Source organism: Streptomyces lushanensis, assembly GCF_001700515.1.
In the GTDB taxonomy this organism is placed as follows: Bacteria; Actinomycetota; Actinomycetes; order Streptomycetales; family Streptomycetaceae; genus Streptomyces; species Streptomyces lushanensis.
The window spans coordinates 1-13992 of sequence record NZ_MAUD01000115.1 but is presented as its reverse complement, the minus strand read 5'-3'; the positions used below and the strand labels follow the sequence as shown (position 1 = coordinate 13992).

Below are 13992 nucleotides of genomic sequence, written 5' to 3'. Positions count from 1 at the left end.
CGCCCGGCTTGAGCAGGGCGTAGAGATCGTCGGCGTACTCGCGGTAGCGCACGGAACCGACGTGTTCGGCCATCCCGATGGAGGAGATCGCGTCGTACGGACCGTCCCTGACGTCGCGGTAGTCCTGGACCCGGATCTCGATCAGATCGGCGAGCCCCTCCTCGGCGACGCGCTTGCGCGCGTAGGTCGCCTGTTCCCTGGAGAGGGTGACCCCGGTGACACGGGCGCCGTACTCACGGGCCGCGTGGAGGGCCATCGAGCCCCAGCCGCAGCCGACGTCGAGAAGCCGCTCGCCCTCCTTGAGCGCGAGCTTGCGGCAGATCAGATCGAGCTTGTCGCGCTGTGCGTCCTCCAGGCCGAATCCGGCGCCGCCGTCCCAGTACGCGCAGGAGTAGACCATGGACGGGCCGAGCACCAGCTCGTAGAAGTCGTTGCCCACGTCGTAGTGGTGGCTGATCGCCTCCTTGTCCCGGCGCCTGGTGTGCAGCGCGCCGGACCGCCGGCGTACCTCCTCCACGGGCGGTGCGGGCGGCGGCCAGGGCCCGGCGATGCGCAGGAGCGTACGGGCGGCGGCCCGCAGCCGGGGGTCGCGCAGCGGACGGACCTCGTCCTTGGCGTCGGCGCCGCGCTCCCAGATGAAGCCGGCGAGCCGGTCCAGCACCGCGAAGAGATCGCCGTCCACATCGATCTCGCCGGCCACCCAGGCGCGTGCGAGCCCCATCTCGCCCGGCTTCCACAGGAGTCGGCGCAGGGCGCGCCGGTTACGGATGATCAGGGTCGGGGCGTCCGGGGGTCCCGATTCGCTGCCGTCCCAGGCACGGATACGGACCGGGAGCGGAACTCCCAGCAACTCCTCGGCAAGAGTGGTCAGCCGCAGCGCGGCGTCGGCCATGGCGCACACCTCCGTGATGGCGGATACGGACATGCTCAACACCACGTAAACACCGGACGGGTACGGATGCAGTCCCTGCGGCTCGCAATGGACCGGCAAAATGCCTGCACCCACCACACACTTTCCTGACGGTGTGCGTCTTTTCTCCCCGGCGGCGGCGTGCGGGTGACCGTACGGAGGGGGCCGGAGGGTAGGCCGTCGGAGCGACCGGTACGGAGTGACCGGCGCGGCACGGCGGGAAGCCGCGGGCACGGCGCGGCGGGCACGGCGCGACGGCGGGCACAGCACACGGCGGGCACGGAGAAGGGCCGCTCGCACCACGGATGGCGAGCGGCCCTTCACGTGCATCGGTGTATCAGTCGTGGTCGTGCCGGTGACCCGGGGTCGTACCGATGACCCGGCCTCAGGACGCCTTGGCCTTCTCCGGTGTCTGCGTGACGGCGGTGACGGCCGGCGGGTTGGGCTTGGCGGCCTCGTAGAACTCCTCGCGCGGTGTCTCCATCGCGCCGAGCGAGACGACCTCGCGCTTGAGGAACATGGCCAGTGTCCAGTCGGCGAAGACACGGATCTTGCGGTTCCAGGTCGGCATCGCCAGACCGTGGTAGCTGCGGTGCATGTACCAGGCGAGCCGGCCCCTGAGCCTGATCTTCATCTTGCCCAGGACGATCATCGCGACGCCCTTGTGCAGTCCCAGACCGGCGACGGCGCCCTTGTTGGCGTGGCTGTACTCCTTCTGCGGGAAGCCCCGCATACCGGAGATGACGTTGTCGCCGAGCAGCCGCGCCTGGCGCAGCGCGTGCTGGGCGTTGGGCGGGCACCAGGCGTTCTCGACACCGGCCCTGCGGGCGGCGACGTCCGGGACCTGGGCGTTGTCGCCGGCGGCCCAGATGTGGTCGGTGCCCCGCACCTGGAGCTTCTCGCTGGTGTCCACATGGCCGCGGGGGCCGAGCGGCAGACCGTAACGGGTGAGGGCCGGGTTCGGCTTGACGCCGGCGGTCCACACGATGGTGTTGGAGTCGACCTCGAGGCCGTTGTTGAGCACCACATGGCCGCCGACGCAGGAGTCCATGCCGGTCTTGAGATAGATCTCGACGCCGCGGCTCTCCAGGTGCTCCTTGCCCCAGGAGCCCAGCTTCGGGCCGACCTCGGGAAGGATCTTGTCGGCGACGTCGACGAGGATGAAGCGCATGTCCTCGCGCTTGACGCTCGTGTAGTACTTGGCCGCGTCGCGCGCCAGGTCCTCGACCTCGCCGATGGTCTCCGCGCCGGCGAAGCCGCCGCCCACGAAGACGAAGGTGAGCGCCTTGCGGCGGACCTCCTCGTCGGTGGTCGAGTCTGCCTTGTCGAGCTGTTCGAGCACATGGTTGCGCAGGCCGATGGCCTCCTCGATGCCCTTCATGCCGATGCCCTGCTCGGCGAGACCGGGGATCGGGAAGGTACGGGAGACCGCGCCGAGGGCCACGATCAGATAGTCGAAGGGCAGCTCGTAGGCCTCACCGACGAGCGGCGCGACCGTGGCGACCTTGCGGTCCTGATCGATGGTGGTGACTCGGCCGGTGAGCACCTCAGCCTTGGGCAGCACGCGTCGCAGCGGTACGACGACATGCCGAGGCGAAATGCTGCCGGCGGCGGCTTCGGGGAGGAAGGGCTGGTACGTCATGTACGAGCGTGGGTCGACGACCGTGACGGTCGCCTCCCCGTAGCGCATCTTCTTCAGGATGCGACGAGCTGCGTACAGGCCTACGTACCCACCGCCTACAACGAGGATCCTGGGACGCTCCGTGGTGCTCATGCCATCGAGTATCCACCCCCCTGGGAGGGGGGGCTCGTGAGCCCCTTCACAAGGTCTTCCTGCTGTGGTGCTACACTGCGCGGCCCACATGATCGAAATCACGGCGCCCCCAGGGAACCAAGGCCCTTCACCGGTCGTTGGCCACCCCCTGTGAGCTGGCCCTCCGCCTTCTCCACCGCCCGAACCACCCGTCCGGTTCATACGCCCGTAACGCGTCCGGAACCGCCCGGTATAAGGACCCGGGGGCCCACCGAGGGCCCCACCCGTCGCGAAGGAACCGTGATGACACCCAAGAGGCTCGAATTCCTTGTGAAGAACTTCACGAACTTTCTCGCGGGGCCCTCGGCAAAGACCTGAACGGGCCCCGCATCGACCGTCCCGCCGTGCCGGACACGAGCCGGCACCCCTCGTCCTGTGGCGCGGCTCCCGCAGCCCCGCGGCACGTTCGTCGAGGGGTGCCGCGCACCCGAAGGCGTCACCAATTGGCGGATACGGCTGGACGCGGCCTCACGCCCCGCCGAGTGCCGCGCGCCAGGCGATGCCGTCCAGGATGTCGTGTTCGCTGACGACGACCTCGTCGGCGCCGGCGCGTTCCATGACGGTGAGGAGGATGAGGGCTCCCGCGCCGATGACGTCGACCCGGCCCGGGTGCATGACCGGGATGGCGGCGCGTTCGTCGTGGGTGGCCGCGAGCAGGTGCCGGGTGATCTCCGCCACCCGGGCGCGGGAGACACGGGAGCGGTGGATCGCGGTGGAGTCGTACGCGCGCAGGCCCAGCGCGATCCCGGCGACGGTGGTCACGGAGCCCGCCAGTCCGACCAGGGTGCGGGGCTCGCGCAGCGGCACCGTCAGCTCCGCGAGGTCGAGGGCCGCCTCGATGTCCGCGCGCATCGCGGCGATCTCGGCCTCCGTGGGCGGATCGCTCATCACGCCGTCCCGTACGAGATGGCGCTCGGTCAGCCGTACACAGCCGATGTCCACGGAGCGCGCGGCCCGTACCCGGTCGTCGCCGACGACGAACTCGGTCGAACCGCCGCCGATGTCCACCACCAGACAACTGTCCCGGCCCGGCAGCTCCTTGGTGGCGCCGTCGAAGGAGAACTCCGCCTCCTGGTCGCCGGTGATCACCTCGGGCTCCACGCCCAGGATGTCCAGCACACCGCGGACGAACTCGTCGCGGTTCTCGGCGTCGCGCGAGGCGGAGGTGGCCACGAAGAGGACGCGCTCGGCGCCGTGCTCCCTGATGACGGCGGCGTACTCACGGCACGCCTCGAAGGTCCGCGCCAGCGCCTCGGGTGCCAGCCGCCCGGTCCTGTCCACCCCCTGGCCGAGCCTGACGATCCTCATCCGCCGGTCCAGATCGACCAGTTCGCCCGTGTCGGGGCGAACGTCCGCGACCAGCAGGCGGATCGAGTTCGTACCGCAGTCGATGGCGGCCACCCGGGTCATACGCGCTCCTCGCCCTCGTCGTGACCGTCGCTCTCGTGGTGCTTCTCCGTGGGCGCGCACGGGCTCACGCACGGGCCCTTCGCCCACCACGGCGGCAGCATCGCCAGCGCCTCGTCGCCCAGCGGATTCACCCCGGGGCCCGCCGCCAGCGAGTGGCCGACCAGCACGTGCAGACACTTCACCCGGTCCGGCATACCGCCCGCGCTGGGAAAGCCCTCCAGCACCTCGATGGCGTCACGGCGCGCGAGATAGTCCTCGTGCGCCTCGCGGTACGCGGCGGCCAGCTCCGGATCGGCCGCGAGGCGCTCGGTCATCTCCTTCATGACGCCGTTCGCCTCCAGCGTGCCGATGGCCGAGGCGGCGCGGGGACAGGTCAGGTAGTACGTCGTCGGGAAGGGGGTGCCGTCGGGGAGCCGGGGCGCGGTCTCCACGACATCCGGCTGTCCGCAGGGGCAGCGGTGCGCGATGGCGCGCAGTCCGCGCGGGGGACGGCCGAGCTGTTCCTGGAACGCGGCCACGTCCGCCTCGGTGGGCTCGGTGCGTTCGGTCTGCGGAGGAGGGGTGTCCATGCCTGCCTTGGTTCTACGTTCCACGGTTCTGGTTCTGCGTGGCTGACGTGCTCGTGTGCCTGAGGTGTCCGACGTGTCTGTGTGCCTGACGTGCCTACGTGTCTGTGTGCCTGACGTGCCTGTGACGGCGGAGAGCGGTGCCGCCGGTCCGCGCGCGGCCCCTACCGGTCCGGGCGGTCCGCGTTGTCCACGCCGTCCAGGACGTTCGAGTACCAGGGACGGTCCGTCGCGTCCCGCTCCGCGCGGCGCTCACGCACCGCTTCCGGGTCGATCATGGTGTAACCGGACTCTCCCGGCATCACATAGTGGAGATGCTCACGGGCCAGCCGCTGGATGTACGCGTCGTCCTGGAGCCGCGCCTTCTCGTCGCGCAGTTCCTCGACCCGCTGCCGCGCCTCCCTGGCCTGCCGCTCCTGCTCGGCGATCTCGTTCCGCTGCGACACGTACTGCCGCATCGGATACGCGAGCGCCACCACCAGTGTGCACACGATCAGGGCGAGAAAGGCCGCCCGCCCGGTGAGACGGGAACGGCGGTCCTGGCGGCGGTTCTGCGAGCGGTAGACGCGCGCGGCGGTCTGCTCGCCGAGCAGCCGCAGCCTGGTCGCGGTGGAGAACCGGTCCCGGTTCCCGGCCATGGCTCGCCTCCCCTGTTACGTGCGTACGTCCCCGGACACGGTACGGGACCGGGGCCGGGGACGTACGGACGACGGGCGGGACGCACGGGACGGCGGCCCCGCGCGGCAACCGCCCTCGCCGTGCCTGCCGCGTCTGCCGCCTCGATCAGGCGGAGCGGAACCGCGGGAACGCGCTGCGGCCCGCGTACACCGCGGCGTCGTCGAGGATCTCCTCGATACGCAGCAGCTGGTTGTACTTGGCGACACGGTCCGAGCGGGCCGGGGCGCCGGTCTTGATCTGACCGCAGTTCACCGCGACGGCCAGGTCCGCGATGGTGACGTCCTCGGTCTCGCCGGAGCGGTGGGACATCATGCACTTGAAGCCGTTGCGCTGGGCCAGCTCGACGGCGTCCAGCGTCTCGGTCAGCGAACCGATCTGGTTGACCTTGACCAGCAGGGCGTTGGCGGAGCCCTCCTCGATGCCACGGGCCAGCCGCTCCGGGTTGGTGACGAACAGGTCGTCACCGACGATCTGCACCTTGGAGCCGAGCTTGTCGGTGATGACCTTCCAGCCGGCCCAGTCGTCCTCGAAGAGCGGGTCCTCGATGGAGACGAGCGGATACGCGGCCACCAGCTCCTCGTAGTACTCCGTCATCTCGGCGGCCGAGCGGGACTTGCCCTCGAACTCGTACGAGCCGTCCTTGTAGAACTCGGAGGCGGCGACGTCGAGCGCGAGCGCGATGTCACGGCCCGGCACGTAGCCGGCTTCCTTGATGGCCTCGAGGATCAGGTCGAGCGCGGCGCGGTTGGACTCCAGGTTCGGCGCGAAGCCGCCCTCGTCACCGAGGCCGGTGGACAGGCCCTTCTGCTTCAGGACCTTCTTGAGGGTGTGGTAGACCTCGGCGCCCCAGCGCAGCGCCTCGGAGAAGGACTCCGCGCCGATCGGGGCGATCATGAACTCCTGGATGTCCACATTGGAGTCGGCGTGCGAGCCGCCGTTCAGAATGTTCATCATCGGAACGGGCAGCAGGTGCGCGTTCGGGCCGCCCAGGTAGCGGAAGAGCGGCAGGTCCGAGGCCTCGGAGGCGGCGTGCGCGACGGCGAGGGAGACACCGAGGATCGCGTTGGCGCCCAGCGAGCCCTTGTTCTCGGTGGCGTCCAGATCGATCATGGCCTGGTCGATGAGGCGCTGCTCGGTGGCGTCGTAGCCGACGAGCTCCGGGCCGAGCTGCTCGATGACGGCCAGGACGGCCTTCTCGACACCCTTGCCCAGGTAGCGGTTGGCGTCTCCGTCACGGAGTTCCACGGCCTCGAACGCACCGGTGGAGGCACCGGAGGGGACGGCAGCACGGCCGGTGCTGCCGTCGTCGAGGCCGACCTCGACCTCGACCGTGGGGTTGCCTCGGGAGTCCAGGATTTCCCGGGCTACGACGACGTCGATGGACGGCACGAGCATCTCCTTCTGGGATGTGACGCTTGGAGTGCAGGGTCTCATTGGCCTTGCGGCAAGAGCCTAACCGGCCCGGAGGGGTCGGCCGGCCGGTGCCCGCCCGCTGGGACGGATCAAGCACCCGAGCGCCTCGGCGCGCCGATGAGCACCGCCCCGGGCGCGGTCCCGAGTACCCTCCGCGTACTCCTCTCGTATCCCTTGCGGTATCCCTCGCGTACGCCCGGACACGGGCAGACCCCGGCCCGGGCGCGTACGGGGATCACGCGCCGGGCCGGGGTGGCCGGGGACGGCCCCGGGGTGGCCGGGGTCGCCGGGTGGCCGCGGACAGCCGGGGTAGCCGGGGGCGGCCGGAAGAAGGGATCCGGACGGGAGGGAGGGAGCCGGGCGGTCAGCTCAGGTGGAGCCGCTGGCCCGGGTAGATCAGATCGGCGTCGCGGACGATGTCCTTGTTCAGCTCGAACAGCTTCTTCCAGCCGCCCTCGACCTGGTGCGCGGCGGCGATCCCGGAGAGGCTGTCACCGGACTTGACCTTGTACTCGCCGTCGCCCTTCTCGACCGCGGTGGCGGCACCCGTGCCGGTACGGCTCTCGCCGCGCGAGGCGGGCTGCGCCTGCTCCCGCTTCGGCTGCGCGGGGCCGGTCCGCTGCTGGGGCTGTGCCTGCCGGGGGGCGGCCTGGTCCTGCGAGGCGGAACCGGAGTCCGAACCGGAGCCGGAGCCCGTGTTCGAACCGGAGCCCGAGTCCGCCGAGCCGCCGTCGTACGCGGCGCCGGAGAGGTTGACACCGCAGGTGGGCCACGCGCCCTTGCCCTGGCCCGCCAGGACCTTCTCGGCGACCGCGATCTGCTGGGACTTCGAGGCGAGGTCGGCCCTGGCCGCGTAGGCGGTGCCGCCGTAGGCGGCCCAGGTGGAGCTGCTGAACTGGAGGCCGCCGTAGTAGCCGTTGCCGGTGTTGATGGACCAGTTGCCGCCGGACTCGCACTGGGCGACCCGGTCCCACTCGGAGGCGGTCGCGGCGGAGACGGAGGTGGCGCCGATCAGCGGGACCGCGACGGCGGCGCCGGTGATCCCGGCGAGCGCGGCGTAGCGGGCGGTCACGGAGCGGGAGGGACGGCGGTGCCTGCCCTTGCTGGAACCTTTGCTGGAACGCGGCATGGAACTCTCCTCACCGACGCCTACGAGGTGAGCTGTCGGGTTCGGGCCGTGAGTTGCCCGGCCGGACGCTCGTGCGTCCGGCTTCACCCCGAGCCGGTCGTCGGCCGTCTCTCGACGGCCGGGGCCGGCACAAACCGTGGGTCCCCCGCTCCTGCCTTCGGCGCATGACGCGACGACTACTCCCCCCGACCGACGGCAGGATTCGGCGTGACGGTCGACAGGGCCCGCGGTGCGAGCGGTTCAGACCGTAATCACAGGCCCGCCGGTTCTTCAAAGGAGCACATCAGGGAGATAACGCCCTTACCCACCGCCCAGGTTTACGCATTTCCGCTGGTGAGAGCAGAAAGCAGGGCAACTCGTAGGTCAAAAGTCCCTAGGAGCCACAAAGAGACGCTTGTCTCACTTGCGCAGAAGCGGACATAGAACCGTGAACCGCCCGCACATCCGGGCCACTTCACGGCACGGCCGGGCCCGGCACCGAAGGCGGGACCGAGGGCGAGATCAGGGGCGTGGCCAGCGGGAACGCACCGGAGGCGGCCACACCGGCCGCCTCCCGTTCACCTCACCGCCACCGGCCCGTACGCCCTACAGCCACCCGCCGAGCACCTTCTGCCCGTCGGCGATCAGCCAGTTGCGCTCGACAGGCTGACCGGCCTCCACCGGAGCGGGCGATTCCGCACGATTCGTCAGGCCGTCCGTGGCGCGCGGCAGTCCGTCTCCCCGCGAGGCATGACGACCGTATTCAAGTCCTTCATCCGGATTGCCCGTTACGGCGTCCTCCCGGGCGGCTTCACCGCGGTGCTTGCCCTTGGCCGACTCCGTACCGCCGGCGGCCGTGCCGCCGAGGCCGTCGGAGCGCAGGCCGCCGGTGCCGAGACCGTCGGCACCCTCGGCGCCGTCCACGGAGGTGGAGGCCCCGGCCGTGGGCGTACCGGCGGAACCGGAGGGAAGCGGCTCGCCCGGCCGCACCGTCGCCCCGTCGGCGGGAGCGGAGGGCTCGGCGTCCGGAGCGCCGGAGGGACTACCGGCCGGATCGCCGCCCTGGTCGCCCCGCGAGGCCCCCTCGGAGCCGGAGGCGCTCCCGGACGTGGCACCAGGCAGCAGGGTGCCCGCCAGCCCGGAGACCGACGCACAGCTCGACCAGACCTTGGAGCCCTGCGCCTCAAGGATCTTCTCCGCCACGGCGATCTGCTGGGAGCGGCTGGCGAGGTCGGGCCGAGCCGCGTACGCGCCGCCGCCGAAGGCGTCCCAGGTCTCCTGGCTGAGCTGGAGGCCGCCGTAGTAGCCGTTGCCGAGGTCCGCGCTCCACATGCCGCCGCTCTCGCATTCGGAGACACGGTCCCAGGTGGAGGCGTCCGCCGCACTGGCGCCGGAGGCGGCGAACAGCGGGATGGCGATCGCCGACCCGGTCACCCCCGCGGCGACGATCAGGGCGGGGGCCTGGCGTGGTCTGCGGTGTCGGCCGTTAGCGGAGCGCATGCGCTTGCCTTCCGTGTGACTGTCTTTTCGAGCACGGCGTGCTGCTGCCGAGTCGTCGGTGAACGTAGCGGTACTCGAACGTCTGTCACAAGTCGATGCAGCGGAGATCACGTGAAAGTCACATTCCTGACGGCCCGTCAGCTACAGCTTGCTGACCGGGCCTCGAATCCGGCAGTGGTCCATCAGCCGGACAATGGCGTGAACTGCACCGGAAGCGTGCGCAACCCACGCATGATGAGCCCTCCGCGCCAGCGCAAATCGGCCGGATCCACGGCAAGCCGCAGGTCCGGCAGCCGGGTCAGCAGCGTCGCGAGAGCGGTCTGTCCCTCCAGGCGGGCGAGCGGCGCGCCGAGGCAGTAGTGGATGCCGTGCCCGTAGCCGAGGTGCTGATTGTCACGTCGTGCGAGATCGAGCGTGTCGGGCGAGGCGAACCGCTCGGGGTCGCGGTCGGCCGCGGCGAGTACGACGAGTACGGGATCGCCCACCGCGATCCGCTGCCCGCCGAGCGTCACCGGTTCGGTGGCGTACCGCCAGGTGGCCAGCTCCACAGGACCGTCGTGCCGCAGCAGTTCCTCGACGCCCGTCGCCAGCAGCTCCGTCTCGCCCGCGTCGAGCGAACGCTGAAGCCGGGCGCGCTGCTCCGGGTGGCGTATCAGCGTATGGACGCCGTTGCCGATCAGGTTCACGGTGGTCTCGAAACCGGCGAAGAGGATGATGAAGGCCATCGCCGCGGCCTCGTTCTCGGTGAGGTGCTCGCCGTCGTCACTGGCCCGGACGAGACCCGAGATCAGATCATCGCCCGGGTTCTCCCTTTTGCGGTGGATGAGTTCGGCCAGATATCCCCGGATCTTCTTCACCGACCGCGCCACACCGCCGCGCGGCCCGCCGCCGTGACCGGCTTTCGAATGCCGGATCATCATGCCGGCCCAGTCGCGGAAGTCGTCCTGGTCCTCGGCCGGTACGCCGAGCAGATCGCAGATCGCGTAGATGGGCAGCGGGAAGGCGAAGTCATGGATCAGATCCGCCTCGCCCTTCGCCGCGAAACCGTCGATGAGCCGGTCGGTGAGCTGCTGGACCCGGGGCGCGAATTCCGCGATGCGCCGGGGCGTGAACGCCTTGGACACCAGCCGGCGCAGCCGGGTGTGGTCGGGCGGATCGATATTCAGCAGATGCGTCATGAGATCCGCGTCGCGCTCCCCGGGAATCCCGGTCTTCCCCTTGGCGTGCGCCCCTTCCGCGTGATGAACGGGATTCTTGGAGAGCCGCGCGTCGGCGAGCGCCGCCTTGGCGTCCCCGTACCGCGTCACGAGCCACGCCTCGACACCACTGGGCAGCTTGGCCCGGTGCACGGGCGCGTGCTCACGGAGCCAGGCGTAGGCCGGGTACGGATCGGTGGCGAACTCCCACGTGAAGAGCTCGGGGGCGGGCGCGGGAGCGGGCGTGGTGGCAAGGGCGGACGCGGAAACGGCGGCGGGGGGCTTTTCGGTCACCGGCCGACGGTACCGGGACGAACCCGCGCGCCGACCGGTGCGGGTGCGTAGCCCAGCTCGGCGGCCCTGGCGTACCACTCGTCGGCCTCTTGTCCGGGCCTGCCCGGGCGGTAGAGCAGACCGGCCAGCTCGTACGCCGCCTCGCCGTCATCGGCCTGGGCCGCGAGGCGCAGCCAGTGTTCGGCCTCGTCGCGCAGGAGCCTGCCGAGCAGGACGGCGGAAGGCCGGTTCCCGGCCTCGGCGGCGGTCCGGAGATAGGGAAGCGCCCCCAGGAGGCTGCCGTGTTCCGCGAGGTACTTCCCGGCCAGCGGCGCGTACGAGGGATTGGCGTCGGCCGCCGCGCGGTACCAGCGGGTCGCCTCCACCACATCGCCCGCCTCACGGCAGAAAGTGGCAAGCCAAACCGCGGCGTAGTTGTCCCCTTCCTTCGCCGCAGGAAGCAGTGCGGCCCTGGCGATGGTCACCACGGTGGATTCGGGCACCCCGTCGATCGTCGCGTCCATCACGCACTCCCAGGCGGAGTAGGGCATCGGCGCCATGTCCGGGCGGCGCGCCCCGTCCGCGACCAGTGAGCCGTACGCCTTCCAGGTGCCGCGGGCCTGCCCCGGCACCAGAAGTCCGGCGACTCCGTGTCTGGTCTCGGTGGCCCAGGTGAGGGCGTCCTCGAACGATTCGCGCCGTGGATCGGCGATCTCGGGGCCGTAGCGACCGTGGACCGACCGGAGCAGGTCCAACGGCACCGGACGGTCGATCCCATGGCGCGCGAGATCGATCGCGGCCCGGACCAGCAGATGGCCGCGCGGGTGCGCGCCGGGGCGGCGAGCGCGGTTCCACTCCGCCCAGAGTTCGGGGCCGATAGCGAGGTACTGGGTGACACCGCTGACGCCACGCCGGTTCAGCGCGCCGGCCAGCCGGGCGTCGTCGGCCGACAGGTCGGCGAGCCGTGACAGCTCGTCCTCGCTCCACCGCGAGGCCAGTTCGACCGTCTCCGCCCTCGCCAGCACCCGGGAGCTCGCGTCGGAGCCGAAGCGGTGCTTCTCGTACTCCTCGTCGCGCATCGTGGCGACGACGAGCAGGCGCTGCTGGATCAGTTGGGTGAGGAGGCCCGGCGTGAGCCCGGGCGCGCCCAGGTGGCCCTCCAGATCGTCCAGCCAGAGGGCGTACGGGCCGTCGGCACGGCCGCGCAGCAGCGCGGGCAGTGTCCGGAGGTCCGTGCCCGGGCCGGGTGCGCAGATCTGTCCCTGGCGGCCCAGACAGGCGAGCAGCGTTTGGTACGCCGTCATGGTCTTGCCGGACAGGGGCTCGCCCGTCACCACGACCAGCCCACCGGAGACGGCCGCCTCCCGTGCCAGGACGTGAAGCCTCGTGTCGCAGTCCCGTGCCGCGTAGCGCGGAAGCTCGGGCTCGTCGCGGAAGGTACGGGACGTCCGTACGCCCAGGTCGAGCGGCGCCAGCTCGGACAGGCGCGGCCATGCGTCCGGCGTGGGCAGAGCCACTCCGAGGTGACCGTCGCCGACGAAAAGCGAACGGACCGAGCCCGCCTGTACGACGTTACCGGCGACCGCGCCTCCGGAGACCTCGTTGCGGGTGAGCATGAGCCGCTCCGGCTCCGTGATGTGGAGCTCACGGATGACGGAACCGAGTTCGCTCACCACAGTCGGCGGCGACTGTTCCAGGAAGCGGCGCAGTTGCTCCCGCCACAACGTCCCACGTGGCAGCTCACCCGCGGCCCTTTCGAGTACGTCCTCGATCACATCCGGGACGCCCGCACGGCGCAGCAGACCCATGACGCGTCCCTTGGCCCGCTTCCAGTCAACAGAGTCCATCGCCAGGACAACCGCTTCGGCACCCGGCTCCGGCTCGCCGTCCCAGTTGATGTCCATCCGCGCCCCGTTCCCCCGTATCCCCACCAATCGCCCGTCGCCACGTTACTCAGTGGCGCCGCCGCCCGCTTCGGTCGTGCGGATCGCGTCCCTGTAGGTGCGGGCCGCCGCGCGGAGGGCTGTTTCCGGGTCCACGCCTGCCGCTTCGGCTTGTACCGCCATGGCGAGCAGGTCGTAGCCGATGCCGTCGCCCGTGGGGAGTTCGACGTCCAGGCCCGCCGTGCGGACGCGGCCCGCGAGTTTGGAGGCGAGGGCCAGACCGGGCTGGCCCAGCGGGACGCCGTCGGTGACCGAGTCGCGTTGTTTCTCGGCCGCCTTGGTACGGAGCCAGTGCGCCTTGACGTCCTCGGGCGTCTTCGCGGTCTCGTCGCCGAAGACATGGGGATGGCGGTGGATCAGCTTCTCCACGATCGTGGCGGCGACATCGTCTATGGAGAACGGCTCGTTCTCCTCGTCGAGCCCGTCCTGTGCGATACGGGCGTGGAAAACGACCTGGAGGAGTACGTCACCCAGCTCCTCGCGGAGTTCGTCGCCGTCGCCGTCCTCGATCGCCTCGACGAGTTCGTACGCCTCCTCGATGCCGTACTTGGCGAGTCCCTTGTGCGTCTGGACCGAGGACCACGGGCATTCGCGCCGGATCCGGTCCATGACATGGACGAGGTCGAGAAGACGGGCGCCGGGCAGGTCGTAGGAGCCGGGGAGCAGCTCCAGGTCGGGCATCCGGACGCGGCCGGAGCCGGCGAGCCGGGCGAGGCCGTCGGTCAGGGCACCGTCGCCGGTCCCCTCACCTGCGCCCTCACCGTCGGCGTCACCGCCGGTGGACGGGATGACCACGACCGTACGGCCGCCGGCGCAGGCGTCGACCAGGTCCTGTGCGGTGGGCGCGGGGGTACCGGCCTCGACGGTGACGCCGGCCTCGCGCAGATACGGCAGCAGCGGATGGCCGCCGTCGGCACACAGCACGCGGTCGGCGGCGCGCAGCGTCTGCCAGGCGGGCCAGGACAGGAGTCCGGGCGCGACCCGGTGGCTGACGGTCAGCAGGACGATACGGCCGGAGGCGGCGGGAGCTTCGTCTGTCACCACTCGAACCTACCTCCGGCGCGCCCGCGGCCGGACCACGGCGGTCGACCGCGCTGCCGCTCGGCCCGGCTGGTCGGGCCGACGCGGCTGGTCGGGCCGGCTGGTCACATCGGCCGGGCCGACCGGCCGGGCGTCCGGTCC

General features: G+C 70.9%; 11 protein-coding genes and 1 riboswitch. All 11 genes read right to left on the bottom strand.

Annotation, left to right across the window (positions count from 1 at the left end; all coding sequences use genetic code 11):
- Positions 1-892 (bottom strand): SAM-dependent methyltransferase (locus BFF77_RS10805; protein ID WP_066946970.1); only part of this gene is annotated, 892 nt, incomplete at its 3' end.
- Between the two features lie 403 nt (positions 893-1295).
- Complete coding sequence (locus tag BFF77_RS10800; RefSeq protein ID WP_066946966.1) at positions 1296-2684, bottom strand: NAD(P)/FAD-dependent oxidoreductase; 1389 nt, start codon at positions 2682-2684, stop codon at positions 1296-1298.
- A gap of 507 nt (positions 2685-3191) precedes the next feature.
- Positions 3192-4133: a Ppx/GppA phosphatase family protein gene (locus BFF77_RS10795; RefSeq protein ID WP_066946963.1), complete on the bottom strand. Its 942-nt coding sequence runs from the start codon at positions 4131-4133 to the stop codon at positions 3192-3194.
- The gene (locus tag BFF77_RS10790) at positions 4130-4702 is read right to left on the bottom strand and encodes a DUF501 domain-containing protein (protein ID WP_066946960.1); all 573 of its coding nucleotides are present in this window, start codon (positions 4700-4702) and stop codon (positions 4130-4132) included. The genes BFF77_RS10795 and BFF77_RS10790 overlap by 4 nt, the downstream gene beginning before the upstream one ends.
- A 161-nt stretch (positions 4703-4863) precedes the next feature.
- The gene (locus BFF77_RS10785; protein WP_066946957.1) at positions 4864-5337 is read right to left on the bottom strand and encodes an FtsB family cell division protein; all 474 of its coding nucleotides are present in this window, start codon (positions 5335-5337) and stop codon (positions 4864-4866) included.
- A gap of 145 nt (positions 5338-5482) precedes the next feature.
- On the bottom strand, positions 5483-6772 hold the full coding sequence (gene eno / locus BFF77_RS10780) for a phosphopyruvate hydratase (RefSeq protein WP_066946955.1): 1290 nt from the start codon (positions 6770-6772) through the stop codon (positions 5483-5485).
- A gap of 382 nt (positions 6773-7154) precedes the next feature.
- Positions 7155-7919, bottom strand: a complete 765-nt coding sequence (locus BFF77_RS10775; protein WP_066946952.1) for a transglycosylase family protein — start codon at positions 7917-7919, stop codon at positions 7155-7157.
- 2 nt (positions 7920-7921) lie between these two features.
- Positions 7922-8092: riboswitch (cyclic di-AMP (ydaO/yuaA leader) on the bottom strand.
- A gap of 412 nt (positions 8093-8504) precedes the next feature.
- Positions 8505-9398 carry a transglycosylase family protein gene (locus BFF77_RS37725; RefSeq protein WP_079125011.1) on the bottom strand — a complete coding sequence of 298 codons (894 nt, stop codon included), beginning with the start codon at positions 9396-9398 and terminating at the stop codon, positions 8505-8507.
- 182 nt (positions 9399-9580) lie between these two features.
- Positions 9581-10888: a cytochrome P450 family protein gene (locus tag BFF77_RS10765; protein WP_066946946.1), complete on the bottom strand. Its 1308-nt coding sequence runs from the start codon at positions 10886-10888 to the stop codon at positions 9581-9583.
- Complete coding sequence (locus BFF77_RS10760) at positions 10885-12771, bottom strand: tetratricopeptide repeat protein (protein ID WP_066946943.1); 1887 nt, start codon at positions 12769-12771, stop codon at positions 10885-10887. Before BFF77_RS10760 ends, BFF77_RS10765 begins: the two co-directional genes overlap by 4 nt.
- A 45-nt stretch (positions 12772-12816) precedes the next feature.
- Entirely contained in the window at positions 12817-13851 is a 1035-nt protein-coding gene (locus BFF77_RS10755) for a nucleoside triphosphate pyrophosphohydrolase (RefSeq protein ID WP_066946973.1), read from the bottom strand.
- Positions 13852-13992: the final 141 nt, after the last annotated feature.